The sequence below is a fragment of the Prevotella pallens ATCC 700821 genome (assembly GCF_000220255.1).
Classification (GTDB): Bacteria; Bacteroidota; Bacteroidia; order Bacteroidales; family Bacteroidaceae; genus Prevotella; species Prevotella pallens.
In genome coordinates this window covers 687,104-711,147 of the sequence record NZ_GL982513.1, presented here as the reverse complement: position 1 = coordinate 711,147, position 24,044 = coordinate 687,104, and the positions used below count along the sequence as shown (strand labels likewise).

At 37.2% G+C, this 24,044-nt stretch carries 12 protein-coding genes and 1 riboswitch; of the genes, 8 read left to right on the top strand and 4 right to left on the bottom strand.

The genetic code is table 11. The annotated features are described in order from the left end of the window. Positions 1 to 55 precede the first annotated feature (55 nt). Positions 56 to 1,393, top strand: coding sequence for an SLC45 family MFS transporter (locus tag HMPREF9144_RS02685; protein ID WP_006044310.1), 1,338 nt, complete (start codon positions 56 to 58; stop codon positions 1,391 to 1,393). Positions 1,394 to 2,085: 692 nt separating this feature from the next. After that, positions 2,086 to 4,104 carry an alpha-amylase family glycosyl hydrolase gene (locus HMPREF9144_RS02680; protein WP_040595370.1) on the top strand — a complete coding sequence of 673 codons (2,019 nt, stop codon included), beginning with the start codon at positions 2,086 to 2,088 and terminating at the stop codon, positions 4,102 to 4,104. Between the two features lie 1,305 nt (positions 4,105 to 5,409). Here the strand turns inward: HMPREF9144_RS02680 and HMPREF9144_RS02675 are convergent. Then, entirely contained in the window at positions 5,410 to 11,079 is a 5,670-nt protein-coding gene (locus HMPREF9144_RS02675) for a DUF4465 domain-containing protein (RefSeq protein WP_006044305.1), read from the bottom strand. 202 nt (positions 11,080 to 11,281) lie between these two features. Next, a riboswitch (cobalamin riboswitch) is annotated at positions 11,282 to 11,467 on the bottom strand. A 759-nt stretch (positions 11,468 to 12,226) separates the two neighbouring features. On the opposite strand from HMPREF9144_RS02675, the gene HMPREF9144_RS02670 reads away from it, so the two are divergent. Continuing rightward, entirely contained in the window at positions 12,227 to 13,018 is a 792-nt protein-coding gene (locus tag HMPREF9144_RS02670; protein ID WP_006044303.1) for a hypothetical protein, read from the top strand. Positions 13,019 to 13,651: 633 nt separating this feature from the next. After that, complete coding sequence (locus HMPREF9144_RS02665; protein ID WP_006044301.1) at positions 13,652 to 15,076, top strand: aspartate ammonia-lyase; 1,425 nt, start codon at positions 13,652 to 13,654, stop codon at positions 15,074 to 15,076. 384 nt (positions 15,077 to 15,460) lie between these two features. Here the strand turns inward: HMPREF9144_RS02665 and HMPREF9144_RS02660 are convergent, their stop codons facing one another. From HMPREF9144_RS02660 to HMPREF9144_RS02650, 3 genes are all read right to left on the bottom strand, one after another. Then, complete coding sequence (locus HMPREF9144_RS02660) at positions 15,461 to 16,387, bottom strand: redoxin domain-containing protein (protein ID WP_040595526.1); 927 nt, start codon at positions 16,385 to 16,387, stop codon at positions 15,461 to 15,463. A 28-nt stretch (positions 16,388 to 16,415) separates the two neighbouring features. Then, a complete protein-coding gene (locus HMPREF9144_RS02655; protein WP_006044299.1) occupies positions 16,416 to 18,134 on the bottom strand; it encodes an ABC transporter ATP-binding protein in 1,719 nt (572 codons plus the stop codon). Positions 18,135 to 18,198: 64 nt separating this feature from the next. Next, the gene (locus tag HMPREF9144_RS02650; protein WP_006044298.1) at positions 18,199 to 19,086 is read right to left on the bottom strand and encodes an NAD kinase; all 888 of its coding nucleotides are present in this window, start codon (positions 19,084 to 19,086) and stop codon (positions 18,199 to 18,201) included. Between the two features lie 232 nt (positions 19,087 to 19,318). On the opposite strand from HMPREF9144_RS02650, the gene HMPREF9144_RS02645 reads away from it, so the two are divergent. From HMPREF9144_RS02645 to HMPREF9144_RS02630, 4 genes are all read left to right on the top strand, one after another. After that, positions 19,319 to 19,888: a DJ-1 family glyoxalase III gene (locus HMPREF9144_RS02645; RefSeq protein WP_006044297.1), complete on the top strand. Its 570-nt coding sequence runs from the start codon at positions 19,319 to 19,321 to the stop codon at positions 19,886 to 19,888. A gap of 22 nt (positions 19,889 to 19,910) precedes the next feature. Then, a complete protein-coding gene (locus tag HMPREF9144_RS02640; RefSeq protein ID WP_006044296.1) occupies positions 19,911 to 20,597 on the top strand; it encodes a 2-C-methyl-D-erythritol 4-phosphate cytidylyltransferase in 687 nt (228 codons plus the stop codon). A gap of 9 nt (positions 20,598 to 20,606) precedes the next feature. Continuing rightward, the gene (gene recG, locus HMPREF9144_RS02635; RefSeq protein ID WP_006044295.1) at positions 20,607 to 22,703 is read left to right on the top strand and encodes an ATP-dependent DNA helicase RecG; all 2,097 of its coding nucleotides are present in this window, start codon (positions 20,607 to 20,609) and stop codon (positions 22,701 to 22,703) included. 264 nt (positions 22,704 to 22,967) lie between these two features. Then, positions 22,968 to 23,969 carry a peptidoglycan DD-metalloendopeptidase family protein gene (locus HMPREF9144_RS02630; protein ID WP_006044294.1) on the top strand — a complete coding sequence of 334 codons (1,002 nt, stop codon included), beginning with the start codon at positions 22,968 to 22,970 and terminating at the stop codon, positions 23,967 to 23,969. The last annotated feature ends 75 nt before the right edge of the window (positions 23,970 to 24,044 follow it).

Genomic DNA, 24,044 nt, shown 5'->3' with positions numbered 1-24,044 from the left:
TAATTTAAATATATAAATCAACTATCAACAAATAGCAACTAACACACTTTAAACTATGAATAATGAATTAAAGACTCGTCCAAACAAAAGTTTCTGGCAACTATGGAATCTTAGTTTTGGTTTTTTTGGTGTTCAAATAGCCTACTCTTTACAGAGTGCTAACATTTCGCGTATATTTGCTACATTAGGTGCCGACCCACATAGCTTAAGCTATTTCTGGATTTTGCCTCCACTGATGGGTATTCTTGTGCAACCGATTGTAGGGACTTTATCTGACAAAACTTGGACTCGCTTTGGTCGTCGCATACCTTATTTATTTATAGGTGCCTTTATTGCAGTTCTTGTTATGTGCCTGCTGCCTAATGCTGGTTCGTTTGGTATGGCTGTATCAACGGCTATGATATTCGGTTTAATATCGCTTATGTTTTTAGATACAAGCATTAATATGGCGATGCAACCATTTAAAATGCTTGTGGGCGACGAGGTTAATGAAAAACAAAAGGGATTGGCTTACTCCATACAAAGTTTTCTTTGCAACGCTGGTTCGCTGGTTGGTTATGTTTTTCCATATTTGTTTAGTGCCATTGGTATATCTATTAAAGCACCTAAGGGTGTTGTGCCAGACTCTGTAATTTATTCGTTCTATGTTGGTGCAGCTATTCTTATACTATGTGTGCTCTATACCACTTTAAAGGTTAAGGAGATGCCACCAAAAGAATACGCAGAATATCACAACTTAAAAACAGAAGAGAATGAAACGAAAAGCAATTGGATTCATCTGCTGAAAAATGCGCCTTCTACATTCTGGACGGTTGGATTAGTGCAATTTTTCTCTTGGTTTGCATTCTTATTTATGTGGACTTATACAACAGGAACGGTTGCTGCTAACTGTTTCGGAGTAGACATGAGTGCAAGCAATGCTTCGGCAACATTAAAATATCAGCAAGCTGGCGATTGGGTAGGAATATTGTTTGCCATACAAGCAATAGGCTCCGTACTTTGGGCAGTGGTGTTGCCTATGTTTAAAAATCGCAAGTTTGCATACGGTTTCTCTCTCTTCTTAGGTGGTGTGGGATTTGTTATGACTTCGTTTGTCCACGACCAATATATTATGTTTATTCCATTCGTTCTTATTGGTTGTGCCTGGGCTGCCATACTTTCAATGCCGTTCACCTTTGTAACCAATGCACTGGAAGGCTATGGACACATGGGTGCTTATCTTGGCTTATTTAATGGAACCATCTGTATACCACAAATTATTGCTGCTGCTTTGGGTGGAGTTATATTACAACTTGTAGGCTCTAACCAAAGCGATATGATGATTGTTGCTGGCGGTGCGCTCGTTGCTGGTGCGCTATCTGTATCTATTATTAAAGACAAACAAAGGGCTTAGTTTGTGTAAATAAAAATTTGTAGAACGTATAGACCACATAGAGTTCTTACATACTATAGACACTTTATAGTATATATGAATTCTATGTGGTTTTTATGTTTCTTAAGAAAATATACTATTCATAGAGCATCAGTAGAATATAGGTGGGAAGATTATTTGTTCTGCCCATTGTTTAATAGAAGCCAGAAAAAAACATTGCTTATGTATATAAAAAATCTGTGATTATAGTTGCTTTTGTTTTAGATATCTGTAACGATCGTTTTAGATATCTGTAACGATCGTTTCAGATATCTGTAACGTTCGTCTCAGATATCTGTCAGTTGCGCTTTAGACATCTGTAATTTACATATCATATATCACATCAAGTTTCAGCATTTATAGTTCTCTACTATAACACATTAACAACAATATTTTTACTATTATGTACGCATACCTAATTCACCGTACCAAATAGCCTGGCTTACATACAAATACTACCACAAGAGACGTTTTTGTCTGTCGTTGCAACAGTTCCTAATTATCATTCCACCAATATATATCTATTCAAGAAGCAACAAGCAAACAAGGCTTTTGCAAACGTTTGCAACAATATTAATACTTATTCTATGTCAAGTTGAAACACAACTCAAAATAAGTCAGTACATTTGCAAACATACAAACAGTTAGAACTAAAACAAATCAAAATCATCATTATGAAACGAATATCTACTCTGTTTTCACTTCTCTGCATAGCAGCAACAATGTTTGCACAAGGCTGGAAAGCCAACTATGGAGGCGTAATGCTGCAAGGCTTCTATTGGGATTCGTATCAAGATTCGAAATGGACAAACCTTGAAACACAAGCAAAAGACCTTGCCGCATACTTCAATCTTGTATGGCTACCACAAAGTGCACAAGCACGTAACACGCCATCTATGGGATATGACGACTACTATTGGTTTAGCAACTATAATAGTTCCTTTGGCAACGAGGCAGAACTATTAAGCCTTATTGGTACATTTAAAGCCAACGGCATAAATACTATAGCCGATGTGGTGATAAACCATAGAGCAACCACTGCAGGTTGGTTCGACTTTCCAACTGAAACCTACAACAACGTTACGTACACAATGACATCGGAAGATGTTGCCAAAAACGACGATGGTGGAAAAGCATTAACAGAAGCACAGAAAGAGGGAGTGCAACTTAGTTCCAACTTAGACTCAGGCGAAGATTGGGACGGCATGCGCGATCTTGACCATAATAGCATAAACGTACAAAACACTGTGAAAGCCTATCTGCAAATGCTGAAAGACAAATTTGGCTATGCCGGTTTCCGATACGATATGGTAAAAGGCTATGCTGGTAAGTTCACAGCACTATACAATAAGGCTTCGCAGCCAGAGTTTTCGGTGGGCGAATATTGGGACGGAGATATAAACAAAGTGAAAGCATGGATAGAAAGCACCAAAATAGATGGCGTTCCAACCAGTGCTGCTTTCGACTTTCCATTGCGTTATACAGTTCGCGATGCCGTAAACAATGGCAATTGGGCTGCACTCGACGGTGTGGGTCTGGCAAAAGAAGCCAACTACGCACGCTATGCTATAACTTTTGTAGAAAACCATGACACCGAAGACCGTGGTGGCAATAATCATCAAGACCCTATCAAGAAAGATACATTAGCAGCAAATGCCTACATTCTTGCAATGCCTGGTACGCCATGCATATTCCTAAAGCACTATAAAACATATAAAAACGATATTAAGAATATGATTAGCGTACGCAAGCTCATAGGCATTAACAACGAAAGCAAGGCAGTGAAATACAGCAACGGAACCGACTTTTATGCATTTACCACCACAGGTACAAACGGTGCAATGCTAACCGTAGTTGGTCCTGCCAAGAGTTTCACAAACACAAATAGGTGGGAGAAGCTAACAGGAGGATACCATTGGGCATACTACGTAGAAAAGAATAAAGCAAACATTGTATGGGCTAATTTAGCAAGCGGTACTTACGATGGCGAACAAAACGTAACACTAACCAAAATAAGCAACAATGCTAATGCACAAATTGTGTACACCACCGATGGCACCGAACCAACAGCAAATAGCAAAAAAGCAACCAATGGGCAGCAACTAACAATTCCGGTAGGTATAACCGTTCTGAAAGTAGGCTTACTTGTAGATGGAACGGTGAAGAATATAATTACGCGCAACTATAACATCATAGACTTTAAACCTTATAATATAAAGGTATATGTGAATGCCGACAATGCAGGCACAGCGTGGGCAAGTGCACAAACCACAAATGTCCACCCATCTATAAACTTTTGGATATGGGGTGGCACACACACAACAGTGAAAGGAACGTGGCCAGGCGATGCCGTAACAACTATAGAAACAGTAGACGGTAAAAAGTGGCTAACAAAAGAGTTTCTTATAACAACCTCTAACGATGCCGTAAACTTTGTGTTCAGTGTTGGTACTGGTACGCCACAAACAGTAGATATAGAAAACATAAAGACAACCACCTTTATTAATATATCGAGCGAAAAGACAGACACAAAGCACAAAGTAAATGTAGTTACAACAAACATAGAAAACATAGTAAGTAAGCATACAGCCAATCCAAATACTTACTATTACACAATTTCTGGTCAGCGCATAACGAAGCCAACTCAGTCAGGCATCTATATTCACAATGGCAAGAAAGTTCTAATAAAATAGAATACTAATAGTATGAAAACCTTGTGGCGGCTCTACCAAAAATATGTAGAGTCGCCCTTCTGTTTATATCTGGTTGGAATATAACAATTAGATGTAATGACATTCGACAGACTGATACCTCACAGGCTTTAGTAATAGACCTTTGGTAGGCTGCTTATTCTAGCCATCAAATATCTATTATGCTCCAATATAGTATAACATACAGTTATAGACTAAAGGACATGATTTTTTCTATTTAGCGAAATGCCTGTATATTGGTATACCTATTATTGGCGTAAAGCATACACATAGTGCTAAATAGAACAACTTTACAATCCATGGTTCACCATGTGTAAAGAACGGCATCAGCACAAGCGATATTAAAAAGAAAAGTATTACACAAAATATATCCATTGTCAAAACATTTATTTCAAGCAAATATAAACCCTTATCTTTGCAGTACTAATTTTTAAAGCATTCACAATAAGGATAATTCCGTTGTGAGAACATCAGGTTACCTCGTCCTATAAAACGGGGCTTTTTTATGCTCGTGTCTTAGCTATTGCCTATTATATGTATGTTTTAGATTAGGGATATTTAGCTTGAAATATTTTATAATGTTTTCTTACCAGCCTTCTTTATAGCTTTTATAGTTGTGTGTAGCTCACTACTATTGCGTTATAAAGAGTTGCAATATGCGCAACAATACCATAAGACATACTAAGTTCTTAATAAATTATCGAAGATTAAACAAGTATGCACAGCCCTTTCGTAGAAAGAAAATGTATTAGTTTACAGGGGGAATAAAAACAGATATCTAAAACGAGTGCGACAGATATCTAAAACACGCACGACAGATATCTGAAACGAACGTGAGAGATATCTGAAACGAACACGACAGATATCTGAAACTTTATGCTCGTATTTAGAAGAAAACAACAACACATTACACGCAACAAAAAAGATGTAATATTGGCAAAGAAAGTTGCTTAATGAATGTTTAATCTTGATAGAATTAAGCTAAGTTGTTCATTAGAGCATAATACAATTTATATATTGCTTATATTATTATTTTCTTCAGTTCTCACCCTCTTGGCAGTCTTCTTAATTGCTTTTCTAACTTACTTTAGCCTGCTATGCCTTCGTTATAAAGTTTATCAATTTGTTCTATAATAAAAACAAAAATTTGCTGAGTAGCTAACGGACTAATTGTAATTATCTATGGTTTATAATGGGTGTTGAACACACTTCGTCGTAAACTAAAATGGGCTGGACTCCTATGTACGGAATCCAGCCCAAATAATATTTGTATAGCAGTGTTGTGCTTTACTTCACAAGAATACTTTTCGTTGTTTTCTTGTTGCCAGCAATAACCTTAACTATATATAAACCTTTGACGGTGCTTGGCATACGAACTGCATTGTTTGCTGTTCCTTCTGCCTTACCTACCAACATACCCGATGTTGAGTATACTTCTACACTGTAGTTATCGGCTGCACCATTCACTACAATTTCGCCATTCTGAACACTAACAGTTGCATTGCTGTTGTCTTCGGCAAGTGTACTAATGCCAGAAGTGTAAGTTACAGGAATGTTTACATACTGTGTTTTTCCTGCTTGTGTCATACTTACAACAACAGAGAAGCTTTCGTTAGTTTCGCCCTTAATGGTAAGCTTACCTGTAGCTTCGTCTATAGTAACTTGCGCCTTAGTGGTGCTTGGTACGAGTTCTACAACAGCATACTTAATGGTGGCATTGCTACCATCAGGTGTAAAGTTAGCAGAAACGTCTACGGGTTGGTTCTGTGCTGCAATAGCAGTACCCATCTTTTCGTTGCGTATACCATTAAAGTTGTCGAAAGCAAAGTAAGTAGGTGTGGTTAGTCCATAATTGTTTTTCTTTGTTCCTTCCATCTGGAACGATACCGATTTCACTTCGCCCAACGAGCTAAGATCTACCCACTGCCATGTATCCACAATGTAGCGGTCGGCTTCTTTCTCTGCACGATAGTCGGCAAGATAGTATTCTACCTGTTTCTCTGTACCATCGGCTCTCTTACCTATCACAATAAGTTTAAAGTAATCGCCCTTCTGGAAGGCACCAGACATAGAATCTCCATTCTTTATAGAACTATACGCATAAGGTGTATTTGTAATATAGAAACCGCGAATACTATCGCCATTTTCTTTATTCAGAACATCAATAGTACCTGGCTGCGGATATACAACACCATAGTTTTCAGAGTTATCGTAACCTTTACCAACTACATTGCGCCATTGGTCTTGTAAACCAACAAATGTTGTTGCAGTTTGGTTAGAATACATACAATCCATGTAGGTATTGTAGTCTGGGTATACCGTGTTATGGAATTTATACGAACCACTTAAGAAATAGCCACAACCCTTGCTGCCGTTCCAATAGCTTTCGCTGTCTAAGTAAAGGTTCTCGAGCGTTGCTGTTACAGCCTTGCCCTTTACAATTACATCACAAACAGCCTTTGCAGTCTTACCATTCTTGTCTACCACCTCTACAGTGTATTGGTCGCACTGAGTAGGAACAACGTTGGTTTCTACCTTCTGACGTTTACCATTATACCATGTTATGGTGTAAGGTTCGGTTCCACTGGTAACTGTAGCTTTCAAGTTTGCAGGTTGTCCTGCTTCTACAGTTATATTCTCTGTAGTAACTACAGGTTCTGGTATAGGTGTTGGTTTTGTAACTGTGAATGGTTGTGTAGCTTCAACCTTACTATCGCCACCACGCGTACCTTCGTAAACAATGTATACCACATAAGTCTCGTCCTTTGTTAAGTTAGTAAGCGCATGCACAGTTTCGGTGTCTTTGCTTACAGAGATAGCAGTACCATTGCTCTTAACATCGTCTACAGAAGGAGCCTCTTCGGTTTGTTTCTTTACAAGAATATAAGCCTTACCATTTTCGTCTGCCTTTATTTTCACATCGGCAGAGTTGTCGGTAATGTTCACAACTTCAGGATAACCAGCTACCGATTTAGGTATTAGAACTTCAGAAGAGAACTCGTAGGCACCCATTGTTGGGTGGTCAGCGTTGCGTTGCTTGTTGTTGATATCAGTCTTAGCATAGTCAAGCAACACTGTGTTTACCAAATGTCCTACTTCTTTTGGTTCTAACACTTCAGTATTTAAGAATTCAACCTTATCGTTGTAGCTGTTTGCTTCTTTAGAAGCAGTCTTCCAATTGTTAAAGTTTGCATATTTAGTTGTACCGTATGTGGCAAATACTTCACCAGTTGTATAGGCATCGTTTCTTAAGAACTTAATAGCATCAATAGCATCTTTTCCATTGATAGAATAGACATAACCACCAGCCTCGTTCTGAAGAATATTCTGAGTAACCACAACATTAGTTGCATTGGTTGGTAGTTGCAACAATGTAGCTTCTTTAGCTGTACCACGGAATAAAATGGTATTGTGTGCGAAATTAATGTTCGATGATGGTTCTCTACTATCGAGCATAATACCATACGACCTGTTGTTGCTTGTCTCGTTTATGATAGAGTTATTAACAACAGTTGCAGGCGTTGTCGCATCAGCCACAATAGAACGAATATCAATAGCACCAGAATACTTTTTAGTCTTTAAGTATATATTGTTCTGTTCTATCTTAACTTGTCCATTAGAAGTTATATCGATAGCTTTAAATTCGGCTTTATCGCTTTCTGTATTGATAATAGTGTTACCAATAATCTCGGCGTTATCTTCTTTACTAACATAGATAGCGAAGCTACCATTATTCTTAAATGTGTTGTTAAGAACCTTTCCACCTACTTCCTTTGGTAACGCTACATAGCTAGTACCACCTAAGTTAATACCTTGCTGTCCACCTTCCAGAATAGAGCCCTTCAATGTGAAGTAGTCGTTGTTCTTATTAGCTTCGTTAAGTGCATACATATTAACAAGCACTATCTTGCTTTGATAGTCAGTAGTCATTTTAGCATGAATGTAGCAATCTTCCACAGTTACATGTCGGCTCTGGTTACGAACGTGAACAACTGATGGGTATTTTACATTTCCATCTATTGTAACATCAACACCACGCAGAGTAGTATAGGTTGCACCATCAAAAGTAAATACACCTATCTCTTTTGCCATCTTATCATCAGAGTAACCATTCGCATCATACTTGTCGTTGTGAATCTTAACATCAGAGTACTTACCAGTAGACGAAGTAATGGTTAATGTATTATTTGCCGACATACCAGCAATTGCAGGTACAAGTACATTTTCTTTGTAATCGCCTGGCTGAATACTGATAGTTACAGGACCGTCAATACCATCGTGCAATGCATCAATAGCAGCCTGTATGGTCTTATATTCCTTATCTATACCAACTTCCAATGTTCCGTTCTTACCAGCCTTAATCGTAGTAGTGGCAGTAACTGCAGATACTGGAGTTTCTGTTTTAACATTGGTTACAATTGAAGTAAGTTCTGCCGAAGCTTTATCGCCTGTGTTTGCAGTAGTAGCAAGATCGTAAGCAATCCAGAAATGGTATATACCACGATCTCCGATTGTGTAATTTCCAGTAACTTCGTAAGGACTTGTTGTAGTTTGTCCGAAGAGATTAACTGGTGAGAAAGCATCTACTTGTCCGGTTGCATACACCTTTACATTCTTAACAATAGTACCATCTGTTGCTGTTACATTAAACTTCTTAATATCTACAGTACCATAGTCGCCTGTTGCTTCTACGTCTACACGCATCATAGCGAAATCGGTAGTACCTTTCAGGCTTTTTTCTGTTGCAACGCTTTCTGTCTTAACAGAAGCTACGGCAAGTTCAGAGAGTTTAACGCTGCTAACTTCTATTGCAAAGCCATCGCTTGCATAAGTTGTGGTATAACGAATAGTGAGTTTACCGTCTGTAGATTTTGTAGTAACTTGTTGTAACTTATCATAACGACTAAACTCAAGGTCTGCTTTATCTTTCTTCTCACCACCATAATATATATACATTTTATTACGACCGGCTACGTCCCATTGTTTAGCTACGAGCTTAATACCATAGCCTGGACTTGCAGGAGCAAATGTTATTGTTCCATCAAAATCTTTTGTTTCTTTTCCATTAGCGCCGCCATCATCGTAGAACATTAACGAACTACCATTTGCGATAACCTTTGTAGCATTCTCACCATTGTGGAACACAACAATGTTCTTTATAACACGTTCGCCTGTAGGATCTCCATCAGTAATATTTTGCTTTGCTGCACCGAAGTCGAGTGTAGTAAGTGCTGCATCGAGTTTTGTATCAGCTTCAGCATCTTCTTTTGTATCGTAGCGTACACGCAACCAATTGTTTCCTTCTACAAGTGCAAGTGGTTCAGTAAACTGAATGTCGAGTGTATTATTTGTACCTAAATCGGTAACGGTTGCAACTACCTTCGCGGAGTTTGTTGCAGCTTCATTATCGCCTGTGCTCAACACTGTTACCTTGTTTATTGCAGTCTTTGAATCTTTAAGGTTTAGTGTTATACCGTGTAGTTTTAGTTCGCCTTGATCTCCTTCTGCTTTAACATTAAAGCTGATAATATCTAAATCTTTAGCACCAGCTGCAGCAACATCGGTTGAAAGTTGATTTACAACAGCCTCTTTGAACGCTAGTGGTTTACTTTCGTATTCGGTTACTTCTGCTTCGAAGCCATCGCCTGTGTAAGAAGATGTATAGGTTTTAGGATTAAAAACTACTGTCAAAGCACCATCGGTAGCCGTTGAACGTAGAATCTTCTTAGGACCTACTGATGCCGCCTCATGACTATCGAGTTTCCAAAGTAGTGTTCCAGTCTTATCGTGTCCGCTATAAACTGCAAATTCGGCACGAACACCCAAAGTTGTACTACTTGAATACATAATATCGAAACGAGAGAAGTCTATCTGTATTTTCTTACCCGTATGAATTGGTAAGAATGTCATAGTACGTTCGTCTGTTGAACCTTCGTAGCGTTTGCTATAAGCGCTCGAATTTTTAGTTTTAAAAGTAAGTTTGTTGTTTACTGTTCGTGTATTGTTGCCTGCTACAAACTCTACAATGTTCTTTACAGTTCTATCTCCATTTGGATCGCCATTAGCAACTGCGTGTGTGCCATCGCTAAGAGTGGCACTCACAAGGGCTGCATCTATCTTTTGTCCTTCTTCTGCTGTTGCATTTATATCGTAAGTTAGCCAGAACCAGTTGTCGCCTTCAAAGAGTGTAGTTGCTTGTGTGGTAATTTCGAATTCATCGTTATTCACATCTACATCGCCTATCTTCGTTGTTGAAGTAAACTTGTCTGATGCTTTTGTTGAATAGAGTGTGGCGTGGGATATTTGTGCCTGCGTACCATTGGTTTTAAACTTAAAGCTAGTGGTTGTAAGCGGATTTAGAGTTTCTATAGCTTTAATGTTAAAACTAAGTATCTGCTGTCCCTTATCGCCTGCACACACAGTACCGTCAGTGAACTGCTTTACATCGAAGCCATTCACCTTCATTTGTTGTGGTGTGAACTGTGAAACGATGGCTTCCCAACCATCTCTCTTCATTGTATAATCGTTCTCGAAGACGATAGTGAGTGCACCATCATAGGCTGTAGACCTTACAATGCCTGTTTCTTTCTGCGTGAAAGTTTTTAGCAAGTTTGCTGGTTTAGCTTCTTTTCCGCTATATACCTTTACAAACTGACTATTCACTTCGGCTAATGTAGACTTAAAAATGTCCATCTTAGTGAAGTTCACCATTACTTTCTTCGCATTATCAGCTGGTACAAACGTAATTTCGCTAACACGTTTCACTGTACCAGTCCGAGGAGTAGTTTGCCCTGTAGGTCCTCCCTCGTCATAGAACTTAATACTATTGTCGCCAACAGTAATTGTTTGTTTAGTGTCCGATATATTAATCTCTGTAGGCGTGCTCTGTGCCATTGTGGGCGTAGATACTGCCGACAGTGCCATAAATACCGACACTAATAGTAATTTTGTGTTCATAAATACTATATAATTAATTAAAAATCTCTTTTACCTGTTTAGCTATAATCATTTACATTCTGCACACTATAGCATACATAGCATACAGATATGCTTTTCAGCTTTTTTACAAACACTCTATAGCGTATGCTCTGAGCCGAAATAATTGGTGTGTTATAATAATATATTGTTTTCTACTTCTCAACCTAACCCACAGAAGCTTTATAGAAGTATCGCAATGGCAGGTCTTCTGACTTATCGTCTGATCACAAACACCTTCCCAGATAGTATCTACCCAGTGGTATCTGTTTGTGTCTACAACGACGACTTACAGCAGCTGGACTGTTCAGGTTTCTCACCTGATTCTCTATTAATCGCTAATGCGAACCTAATTGCGGGTGCAAAGATAGTAATAAAATATTAAATAAAATAAAAAAAACAAGATATTATTGATAAAAGTTTGACACGCTATATCTTGGCTCAATATAGAAGATGTAGAATATCTTTAAAAAAGTGAGCGAATGTAATAATATCCGTTATTATATGCCACAATATATAACAAACTATTTGGCAACATATTATTGTGCACACGCCTATAATAGCACTAAAATTGAAACATTGCAGAATGAAAGTTTACCTCATCTTCATCTAAAAAAACAACTTTCAGCCATTATAACATAACCTCATAAAGGTTCTAATTTGCTATGACGTCTAAAACGCAACTGACAGATATCTAAGACGAACGTGACAGATATCTGAGACGAACGTGACAGATATCTAAAACAAAAGCTACTAACATTTGGCTGTTTTTTCTAAATATCAGAGAAAGTTATTCCATTTGCAAATACCTGCAAACACAGTTTACAAATGTTCTATTCATTTCCTATTGAACCTATTTTCGGTGCACTTATATCAAGTTCAGAACATTTACCGTCATTTCACAACTAATGGTCTTTGTTAAGAAATTTATTACATTATTTACTGGTTAAGAATATGTTAAACAAATCAAAATTGAAGTATAAAAATTTGTTATAACCTAAAACTTTGTTTAATTTTGCAAATGTAGAAAAGTAAGCATATACACTTTCATTTATATCTATTTGTCAATAAATTTTTTAGTTCGTGGGAGAAGCCCACATATATCGTATTACTTAAACATTTTAAAATTATGAGAAAACTATTATTCTTTGCTCTCGCAGCAATCTTTAGTATTCAAACCCAAGCACAAAGTGCTCCAACTATCATTAAAGAACAACCAGCAGGTACTGCCGTAAACTACAAACGCATTAGTGGCTATATGCTTGCTATTAGGAAGAACAAAGAGACGCAACAAGCTGAAATCACTACTTACGACCTTGCGCAATTAGCAGAAAATAAAGAAGGCGTAGGCGATTTAGTTGTTGTTACAGATGCTGATGGTAAAACAGTTTACATAAAATATGCCTTGTCGTATGCAACATGTCTTAAGGGTGATAAGCTCAACGCATGGATAAAAGGCACAAAAGAAGGAAACACCATAACTATCCCTTCTGGGCAATTTTTAATATACGGAAAGGCTGACGATGGCGAATATGGATTGCAAGTAGGTTATATGGAATTGATTGACGGAAAGTTTACACCCGTAGATGGTGATATTAAATACATTATTGACGGTTATACTATTAAACTCGATGACACAATGGTTCAGAAAGACGAAGCAGGGAATGCCAAAATTAAGATTCTTGCAGGCTATTGGAGCGACAATAGACTCTTCTTCTGTGGTGATGCACTCACCGTAGGAACAAACGACCCTGCAGGTGTTAAATCAGTAGCACCAGATACGAACAAAGACGTTGTAAACGAAACTTATTTTGACCTTTCTGGTCGCAAATTGTCTAAAATTGGTAGAGGCTTAACCATTAAAACCGTTAGATATACAGACGGAACAACAAAGTCTGTGAAAGTAGTTAATACAAAATAAAACATATACCCAACCAAAAAGTAGCCTTTTAAAAAGGCGCATCGCATAAGCATCTCTCTGTGGGGGAGATGCTTTTCTCGCATACAGTTCATTATTGTAAATCGCATTATAAAAGAAACTGAGAAACACTATATTTTTCGTAACAGATATCTACTTTTATAATACACAACCAATTCTGCATATATCTATAGCACTGATTTTACTTTTTGATAATAAAAATGGTATTAACATTAAGCAAAGATTAAAATATATTTGCATACCATCTGAAATACATACACGTACAAAATAAAACAAATAATTATCAAAACTATATATTATATTCACATTCTGTTGTTTATCAAGCAGTAAACATATTAGTTAAATATTGCTAACATTAAAATGTTTCATTATAAAACTTCCCACACCAACTAATAATTTGGTACATTTGCATTGCCGAGCGAAGAAAAGTTAGATAGGCTGTAATTACACATTATTGGCTACGACATCTAACAAAGAACCTGGCAAAGAGAATAGAATTGCGAAAAGCTCAAAGTATAGCTAAGAATATTTCTACAATGTATTTAGAGATTTTTCAAATATTCTCTCAGAACTAACATAAACATAACATTCAATTAACAAAAGTTGCATATAAAAATGGCAAACGAAACAAACAACAAAAACTTCCGTATTGAAAGCGACCTTTTAGGCGAACTTCAAGTACCAGCAAACGCATACTACGGCGTGCAAACACAACGTGCAGTAAATAACTATCATATCTCTGGAAAGAGAATGTGCGACTATCCAGACTACGTTATCGCAATGGCATACGTTAAACTAGCAGCTGTTGAAACAAACCGAGAGTTAGGCGAAATTAACAACGAAATTTGTGATGCAATGGCACAGGCGTGTCGCGAAATTATAGATGGAAAGTTCCACGAAGATTTTGTTACCGATATGGTACAAGGTGGTGCAGGTACATCTGTAAATATGAATGCGAACGAAGTTATAGCCAACCGTGCATGCGAGATACTTGGTCATAATAAGGGCGAATTTAAATATTGTGCACCTAACGACCACGCTAACTGCGGTCAATCTACTAACGATGCATACCCAACAGCTATACATGTAGCTTTGCTTCGTATGAACAAAACATTAGTAGAGAAACTCGCAAAGCTTATAGCATCTTTCCGTAAAAAGGCTGAAGAGTTTAAGCACGATATAAAAATGGGACGTACACAGCTACAAGATGCCGTTCCTATGACAAGCGGACAAGAATTTAATGCGTTTGCCAATCTGCTCGAAGCCGAAATAGAGAATTTAAACAAGAGTGCCGATATGTTCCTCGAAATAAATATGGGTGGAACAGCTATTGGTACAGGCTTAAATGCTGCACCAGGTTTCCCTAAAGTGTGTGCAAAGAAGTTAAGCGAACTTACTGGTATGGAGTTTAAAGCAAGTGAAGACCTTATAGCTGCAACCCCAGACACTACCGATTTAGTACAATACAGTAGCGCAATGAAGCGTTTGGCTATAAAACTTTCTAAGATTTGTAACGACCTCCGTCTTATGGCATCTGGTCCACGTTGTGGTCTTCACGAAATCAATCTTCCTCCAATGGCTCCAGGTTCAAGTATTATGCCAGGCAAGGTAAACCCTGTTATCCCAGAAGTTACAAATCAAACTTGCTTCAAAGTTATTGGTAACGATACAACGGTTATGCTTGCTGCCGAAGCTGGTCAATTGCAATTGAATGTAATGGAACCAATTATTATGCAATGCCTAGTAGAAGATATTACCTGGTTAGGCGAAGCTTTCGATACCCTTAGAGAGAAATGTATAGATGGTATTACTTTAAACCGCGAACACAATGCAGAGATGGTAAAACATTCTATAGGTATTGTTACAGCACTTAATCCATACATTGGTTATAAGAACAGTACTAAGATTGCTAAAAAAGCACTTGAAACTGGCGGTTCTGTATACAATATAGTACTCGAAGAGGGTGTTCTTACAAAAGAGCAACTCGACAAAATACTTTCTCCAGAACACATGCTCGACTCAGAAGAGAAAGTAAAATAAGATAGATTTCTTATATGGGGGTGTGTCAAAACTAAGAATTCAGAAAAGCTTCCTTTCATATTAACAGTTTCACTCCCTCATAAATATTAAAGTAACCGTTATCATTGAGTTATTAACTCCTTGGTAACGGTTATTCTTTACAAAATGATAGCTGTCTTTAGCTGAAAACGAGTTTTGACACACCCTCATATATCATACCTTACTTTTACAATATATTATAGAACCTATTAACGCTCTGTAGAAAAGAAGGTAAACTGTTGTGCTTTTCTCTGCTATATAAAGGAACAACTGCCGCATATCTTGAAACCAATCCTCTAAATAACAGAGAAAAGTCATATTAGTATTTCAAATTAAGGTTTCACTATTCTATTTTTTACAACAGAATTACTTTTTAGGACCTTTATAATATGGATTAAACTCTACTACTATCGTTGTTGTTTCCTTTACAGGACGATTTTTCTTTAAAGCAGGTGTCCACTTTGGCATGTGTTCTACTAACCTAATAGCCTCTTTACGGAAATGTTCATTAGCAGCCGCTATTACTTCGTTCTGCTTATCTTTACTTAATTTATCGAATTTAGGACTATTCGCCTTCAGTTCCGTAACATTTAAGACACGTGCGCCAGTAATAGCTCCGTCCATTTCAACACTAAACAACACTTCAACCTTAGCTTCGACACGCATCTTACGTGTTTGTAATGTGTAAAGCTGGTGTTCTTTCAAATATTGTTCCATTGCTTCATTACCACCAACATACGCAGGCATAACATCTGCAGAAGACATTTTTAGTTTGGTCTTTAATCCTTCTAACGTTGCACGCAATTTTTCTATTTCAACAGTACCAAGTACTATTTTTCCATTTGGGTCTATAAGATACATCGCAGGAATCCAATCTATATGGTATAAGCGGTCTATTTTTGTTTCTTTTTTCCACTTCTTCAGTTCGCTCACTTGTGTCCAATTCATTTGATATTTATCCCAATATGTATTCACCCACGCATCTTTATTTGTATCGAAAGATATACCTATGATACGCACATTATAATCCATAAAGTCATTCCAAAGCTGTTTCATTGCTGGAATATCTTTTCTACAATCAGGACACCACGAAGCCCAAAAGTCTAAAACAACGTAGTTTCCCCTAAACTCGCTAAGTTTTATTTCTTTCTCGTCGGCTGTACGCAATGTAAATTCAGGCGCAACAGTGCCATTCTTCAATAGGTTTGTGGCATACTTACTATCTAAATCTTGTGCCACAACAGTAGCGAAAGTCGCTAAAAGAAACATAGTTGATAGAATAATTCTTTTCATTTCCGTTTTTCTTTTATTGTTATATATGTCAATTAGAGTTTCCATTTACTTTCTCCTTAATATACTCTCTACACGAATGTCGTTTCTTTATTTCTATCGTCTGGTCGCAATATTCCATCACTGCAGGTCTATGCGTTATAAATATAATTGTTTTATTTCGTTTCGATAGAATATTTTGCAACAGATTTCGCTCTGTGTCAGGGTCAAGTGCAGATGTTGCCTCATCAAACAGCATTATACTACGATTACGCAACAATGCTCTTGCAATAGAAATACGTTGAGCTTGCCCTTCGCTAAGCCCCCCACCTTGTTCCGTACATTGTGTATTTAGCCCATCGGGAAGTTCAAACACAAAGTCAGCACAACTTTGTTTGAGTGCTTCCATCATTTCATCGTCTGTAGCATCTAGTTTTCCTAAACGAAGATTGTCGCGAATAGAGCCACTCATAAGCGTATTTCCTTGTGGTACATATACAAAGTTTGTACGCAAAAGTGGGCTTAGTTCATAGCTTTCCTTTTCGTTATATATTTCAACTTTCCCGCTATTAGGTTGCAAAAGAGCCAAAATCATACGCACCATAGTAGTCTTTCCTGCTCCAGTTTCACCTAAAATGGCTGTACAAGAAGTAGGATAGAAATCAAAAGTAAGGTGTTCTATTACATTATCTTCCGAATCATCGTATGCAAAAGCTACATCTATGAAACGTACGCCACATGGTGTTTTCAGCTCAATAGGCTCTCCTTGTTCTTCTAATGGATTTTCTTCTAACTCCATCAATCGTTCTGCCGCAGTGAAAACCGACACAAATTGAGGCGCAAGATGTGTAAGTTGGCGTGCTGGATTTTGTATTTTGTTTACCAATTGCAAGAAGGCAGTCATACCACCAAAGGTTAATGTGCCTCCCGAAAGTCTAACAGCTGCCCAAGTAAAAGCTATAAGATAGCCAATAGAAAAGCCAAGATTAAGCACTAAATAAGAAAATACCGAGAATTTTGTACGCTTCACAACATTACTTCGCAATACACTTTGTGTGTCTTCTAATCTATCAACAGCAGCACTATCGCCTTCTAAAGTTTTAATAAGTAGTCTATGTTGAATAGTTTCTTGCAATATACTTTGAACCTTTGAGTCAGATGTTCGAACTTCACTTGTTAGATGACGCATTTGCCGTACATATACACGACTAAAGAGAATAAAGATAGGAATCATAATAACAATAACAATTGCCAAACGCCAATCCATCATAAACAAGTAGCCAAATGCTCCTACAAAGAGTGCTAAAGTGGAAAGTGAGTTTGGAATAACCTCAGTCAAGAAGTTTACTACATTGGTTACATCTGTTTCTAATCTATTTAGCACATCTCCTGAATGGTGCGTTTCTTTTCCATTCCATTTTGAGCGTAAGATACGGTCGAGTAACTTTTGCTGCATTTTATTCTGAGCCTTAATCCCCAAAATATTCCGTATCCAAACCGAAGCTATATTTAGTGCAAAGTTACACAAAATAAGTACACCCATAATAAGTACAGCAATAATTATGTTTCCTTCTGTTTCGTGAGATGCAACATCTATAGCGTGTTGTACTGCCCATACTGATGATAACGATACTACAACACCAAAAAGACCAACCATGGCATTAAGCACAGCCTGCAAACGGTTTCCACGCCATGCACGCCAAAGCCAAAGAAAAATTTCTTTTGCACCATATTTGGTTTTCGGAGCATTGAAAAAAACTTTTATTCTCATTACTTTGGAGACTCTTTTCTGTATTTTACCTTTTCCATACGTTCCATACAGTTCGCTTTCTATGTTATTTTCTCAAATCAGCACCCCACATAAGTTTGGTTCGCAATGTAGAAAAATAACTATAATTGCGGCATTTTACTATTCGTGTTACAAAAGAAGCTTTCTTTATTGTCAATATGGTCCCTTCTTTAAGTTTTACCGAACGCCCATCAATTGCTACCAAATAGTTATGGCTACGACTTTCTACTTTTAAACGCACTATAACATTATTGTTGAACACTATCGGGCGAATATTTAAACTATGTGGTGCAACTGGTGTTAAACATAAAATATCACCTCGAGGAACAATAATAGGACCGCCATTCGATAAAGAATAAGCTGTTGAGCCTGTTGGTGTACTTATTATTAAACCATCTGCCTGATATGTTACTAAATATTCATCGTCTATATTGGTATGAATTGTTATCATCGAGGCATTATCACGCTTTAATATGGATATATCGTTCAAAGCATAAGGACTTGTTTCTATAACCTCGTTCTCCGATTCTATTTTTATAACAGAACGCTCATCAATATCAAAATCACCTCTATATATAGCATCTAAGACTTCTTTAATTTCACCTGGCAACACATTAGCAAGAAAACCTAAACGTCCCATATTCACTCCAATAATAGGTATTTGTTTCTCCCCCACCTTACTAGCCACTCTAAGAAAAGTACCATCGCCTCCTAAAGAGATTGCATAATCTGTATTAAAATTATCGTCCGTAATCACTCCCGAAACTAATTCTCGTTTAACAAAATCTTTACAAAGGTTCTCATAAAGATGTTCCTCCACAAAGATTCGAGCATTATGCTTGGTAAGATAATCAAATACTTCTTTTATATAATCGGCTTCAAGTGTTTGTTTATTATTCCCGAAGATTGCGAAACTAAGTTCTTTTCTTATCATAAATTTTATGTCTAAAGTTATATTCCACCGTCAAAAACAGTGCATAACTAATCTTTTCTCCTCCGTCTTTGCCAAATTGTGAATAATATCGTATATTTGCAAGCGTATTTTTTAGGAGACGAGACCTATTGTTGAATGTCTTTTGGGTTATTTCAAAAAGACTTAATCAATACTTTTCTTTTGCAAAAATAACAAAATAAGATGGAATTTTAAAGGTTTAAATAAAAAATATATGGCAAAAGCATACGAATTTCTAGCTAATGGCTTTGAAGATATAGAAGCATTGGCACCAGTAGATATACTTCGAAGAGGTGGTGTTGAAGTAAAAACAGTTAGCATTTCCAATAATTTAATGGTAGAATCGGCAAATGGAATTACTGTAAAAGCCGATCTCTTATTCGATGAGGTTAATGATTTCTCAGATGCAGACATTCTTATGTTACCAGGTGGAATGCCTGGAGCTGCTAACTTAAACCTACACGAAGGTTTGCGTAAATTACTCGTTAAACAGAACGAAAATGGTAAACGTTTGGGAGCAATTTGTGCCGCTCCTATGGTGTTAGGGTCTGTTGGAGTGTTAAAAGGGAAACGTGCAACTTGCTATCCTGGCTTTGAAAAGCGACTAACTGGCGCAGAATATACTGGAGAGCTTTGCACAATAGATGGGAATATTACTACGGGTAAAGGACCAGCTGCAGCTTTTATTTATGGTTTTACTCTTTTGGAACAGCTCACATCTATAGCTATTGCAAAAGAGGTGAAAGATGGTATGTTGATTCCTGAACTAATAAAACTTCATTAAATAACTTTCTATTGAATAAACAATGAATTATATTGTTATAGTTGCAGGTGGTAAAGGACAACGAATGGGAAATGAAGTCCCCAAACAGTTTCTTCTCATAGGCGAAAAACCAATATTAATGCATACTATCGAACGCTTCCACGAGTACGATAAAACTTTAAAAATTATTCTTGTACTTCCCGAAGAACAACAAAACTTGTGGAAAGAACTATGCAGCAAATATTCTTTTACCATCGAACATCAAATTGTTAATGGTGGTACCACACGTTTCGAATCTTCTCTCAATGGTTTATCACAAATTCCAGAAGGAAACGATGGTCTTGTAGGTATTCACGATGGTGTACGCCCATTTGTTTCGGTAAATACTATTAAACGATGTTACGATGAAGCACAACTAACCTGTGCAGCTATTCCTGTAATGCCCCTAACCGAAAGTTTACGTATTGTAGAAAAGAACGGAAACTCAAAAAGTGTAGAACGAGCCAATTATTACAATGTACAAACGCCACAAGTGTTCAATATTATGATGGCAAAAATGGCATTTGCACAACCCTATCAAGAGTCTTTTACAGACGATGCTACTGTTATGGAACAATTTGGTTGCAAAATATCGTTAGTAGAAGGAAACCAAGAGAATATTAAGATAACAACACCGTTAGACCTAAAGTTAGCAGAAATACTTATTAACGAGAAACAACCAAAAGATTAACACGCCTGAATGGATATACTCCAACAAGACATAATGTATCTCACAGGGGTAGGCCCACATCGCAAAGAGATTCTAAAAAAAGAACTTGGTATCTCTACATATAGCGATTTGTTAGAATACTATCCATATAAATATGTAGATCGCACAAAGATTTATCTCATTTCGGAGCTTAGTGCTAATATGCCATACGTACAAATTAAAGGACATATCCTAAGCTTCGAAGAATTTGATATGGGACGACGAAAAAAACGTATAGTTGCACACTTCACTGATGGGCACGGTGTCTGCGATCTTGTATGGTTTAATGGCTCACAATATATATATAAAAACTACTTCATTGAGAAAGAATACGTAATATTCGGAAAACCCTCTATCTACAATCAACGATTTCAATTTACACATCCCGATATAGACGACACTTCAGAGTTGCAACTCAACAATATGGGAATGCAACCTTTTTATAACACTACAGAAAAAATGAAGAAAGCGGGAATAACCTCGCATACCATAGAAAAATTAACCAAAACTCTTATAGAAAAACTGGTAGAACCATTACCAGAAACATTACCTAATTTCATTACTCAACGTTTGCATCTTATATCGCGTAACGATGCCTTACGTAAAATTCACTACCCAGCCTCTATCGATGACACACAACGAGCGCAAGTTCGTTTAAAATTTGAAGAACTATTCTACGTACAGCTAAATATATTACGATATGCAAGCGATCAACGTAGAAAATATCGTGGCTACTATTTCAAAACTATTGGTAAACAATTCAACTGGTTCTATACGCATAATTTACCTTTCGAACTAACCAATGCTCAAAAACGTGTAATAAAAGAAATTCGTGCTGATATGGGAAGCGGAAAACAAATGAACCGCTTGCTACAAGGCGATGTTGGTTCTGGAAAAACACTTGTCGCACTTATGTCTATGCTTATTGCTGTAGACAATGGTTTCCAAACTTGCCTTATGGCTCCCACAGAAATTCTTGCTGAACAACATCTGCAAACCTTAAAAGAATTCTTACACGGAATGAATTTGCGTATCGAATTGCTAACTGGTATCGTGAAAGGCAAAAAACGTAAAGAAGTAACAGACGGACTTATCGATGGTTCTATCCATATTGTTGTGGGAACTCACGCTATTATTGAAGATAAAATACAATTCAACAATTTAGGTTTGGCTGTAATAGACGAACAACATCGCTTTGGTGTTGCACAACGTGCAAAATTATGGAAGAAAAACGAAAATCCACCACATATTCTTGTTATGACCGCTACACCTATTCCACGTACTTTAGCAATGACAATATACGGCGATTTAGATGTAAGTGTAATAGACGAATTGCCTCCCGGAAGAAAACCCATTCAAACCATTCATAAATTCGACACACAAACAACCAGCCTCTACGATGGTATACGCAAACAAATAAACTTAGGACGTCAGGTTTATATAGTATTCCCATTAATCAAGGAAAGCGAAAAAATAGATCTTAAAAATCTCAAAAGTGGATACGAAGCTCTAAAGGAGGTATTCCCTGAATTTAAAATGAGCAAAATCCATGGTCAAATGAAAGATAAAGAAAAAGAAGCCGAAATGAAACTCTTTGTAGAAGGACAAACACAAATACTTGTGGCTACTACCGTTATAGAAGTTGGTGTGAATGTTCCTAATGCAAGCGTAATGGTTATTTTAGATGCTCAACGCTTTGGACTATCGCAACTACACCAATTACGAGGGAGAGTGGGCAGAGGTGCTGAACAAAGTTTCTGTATATTGGTAACCAATCATAAACTTACTACTGAAACACGAAGACGAATTGATATTATGTGCAATACAAACGATGGTTTTGAAATAGCAGAAGCCGATTTAAAACTTCGTGGTCCAGGCGATCTTGAAGGCACACAACAAAGTGGAATTGCATTCGATTTAAAAATAGCAGATATCGCACGAGACGGACAATTAGTACAACTTGCACGAGATGAAGCCAAGAAAATAATAGATAACGACCCTACTTGCTCGAAAAGTGAATATAATTTACTTTGGAATAGGCTCAAAGAGTTAAGAAATGCTAATATAAATTGGGGTGCCATATCGTAAATTCAAATAAGAATAAGGCGTATAATAGCCTTATTAAGGGCGTCAAAGATAAATATACAAATATATAGCGATAAAAGAAAGGTAGCATTCTAATACAATAAAAACTGTTAAGGGAGTAAAGTTTTTATTAGAAAATACCTATCTTTGCAACGTTCTTAATTCATTCAGTTGGACTTTTGTATTGTCCAACTACCAAAGAACAACATTTTGGAAACCCAACGGTTAATCCATTTGAATTATAACCGAATCTGAAAAGAGAAAATAATGACTTTAAAAAGAATAGTTAAAACATTAGGTTTGTCGGCTTTATTAGGTTTCGTTGTTACGCCAATTTGTGCGCAAGACCTAATTGCTCGTCAATCTCCTGTAGACCGTCGTGCTAAATCGTTAGACACAATGGTAATTAATCGCTTACAAGAAGCAGAAGAAGTAGAAAATCCATCATCAATGTTATACAACGATTGGAGCAATTCACGAACACATGCACAAGGATATTTGCCAGATGTTTATAAAATAGACCTACGTGGTTTCCACATGCCTACTCCAAGTAGAGTTGTAACAAGCAATTATGGTCGTCGTTGGGGACGTGCTCATAAAGGATTAGACATTAAAGTTTATATTGGCGATACTATTCGTGCTGCTTTTTCTGGAAAAGTTCGCATTGTGGGATACGATGCAAGAGGCTACGGAAAATATGTAGTTATACGTCATAACAATGGTTTGGAAACTTATTACGGACACCTTTCAAAGCAAATGGTCTACGCAAACCAAACAGTTAGAGCCGGAGAACCTATTGCTTTAGGTGGAAATACGGGACGTTCTACTGGTTCTCACTTACATTTCGAAACACGTTTAGCTGGTGTAGCCATTAATCCTGCTTTATTATTCGATTTCCCACACCAAGATGTTACTGGCGACTTCTATGTTTTTCATAGACAAACTTTAGATAACGAGTCGGCTCGTGCTACAGCTCTTCGTGGTAAAGATGCAAGTCCTGGATATTCGCGCGAAAATATTCAAGGAAAGGGGCATACACGATACTCGTTTAACGAAAATAGTATGCCAAATACCGATTATTCTGCTCGTCGCAATTCGGCTGCACAGCAAACAAATAGTAGCCAAATTCTCTACCACAAAGTAACAGAAGGCGAAACGATCGAATCAATTGCTCGCCAACATAGTATAAGTAAAGACCAATTGTGCAAACTTAATCACTTGGGAGTTTACACAAAACTCGTGCAAGGACAGATTTTAAGATACAGCTAAGCTGTAAAAACAATAAATTTACATAACTAACAAGAGGATATATCCAATGGGGCGATATATCCTCTTGCTGTTTTT

What these genes read in the sequence shown, in the direction of transcription:
- HMPREF9144_RS02680 (WP_040595370.1), top strand. Translation starts at nt 2,086, where the DNA reads ATGAAACGAATATCTACTCTGTTTTCACTTCTCTGCATAGCAGCAACA.
- HMPREF9144_RS02640 (WP_006044296.1), top strand. Translation starts at nt 19,911, where the DNA reads ATGAATTATATTGTTATAGTTGCAGGTGGTAAAGGACAACGAATGGGA.
- HMPREF9144_RS02670 (WP_006044303.1), top strand. Translation starts at nt 12,227, where the DNA reads ATGAGAAAACTATTATTCTTTGCTCTCGCAGCAATCTTTAGTATTCAA.
- recG (WP_006044295.1), top strand. Translation starts at nt 20,607, where the DNA reads ATGGATATACTCCAACAAGACATAATGTATCTCACAGGGGTAGGCCCA.
- HMPREF9144_RS02660 (WP_040595526.1), bottom strand. Translation starts at nt 16,387, where the DNA reads ATGAAAAGAATTATTCTATCAACTATGTTTCTTTTAGCGACTTTCGCT.
- HMPREF9144_RS02645 (WP_006044297.1), top strand. Translation starts at nt 19,319, where the DNA reads ATGGCAAAAGCATACGAATTTCTAGCTAATGGCTTTGAAGATATAGAA.
- HMPREF9144_RS02655 (WP_006044299.1), bottom strand. Translation starts at nt 18,134, where the DNA reads ATGAGAATAAAAGTTTTTTTCAATGCTCCGAAAACCAAATATGGTGCA.
- HMPREF9144_RS02665 (WP_006044301.1), top strand. Translation starts at nt 13,652, where the DNA reads ATGGCAAACGAAACAAACAACAAAAACTTCCGTATTGAAAGCGACCTT.
- HMPREF9144_RS02650 (WP_006044298.1), bottom strand. Translation starts at nt 19,086, where the DNA reads ATGATAAGAAAAGAACTTAGTTTCGCAATCTTCGGGAATAATAAACAA.
- HMPREF9144_RS02630 (WP_006044294.1), top strand. Translation starts at nt 22,968, where the DNA reads ATGACTTTAAAAAGAATAGTTAAAACATTAGGTTTGTCGGCTTTATTA.
- HMPREF9144_RS02685 (WP_006044310.1), top strand. Translation starts at nt 56, where the DNA reads ATGAATAATGAATTAAAGACTCGTCCAAACAAAAGTTTCTGGCAACTA.
- HMPREF9144_RS02675 (WP_006044305.1), bottom strand. Translation starts at nt 11,079, where the DNA reads ATGAACACAAAATTACTATTAGTGTCGGTATTTATGGCACTGTCGGCA.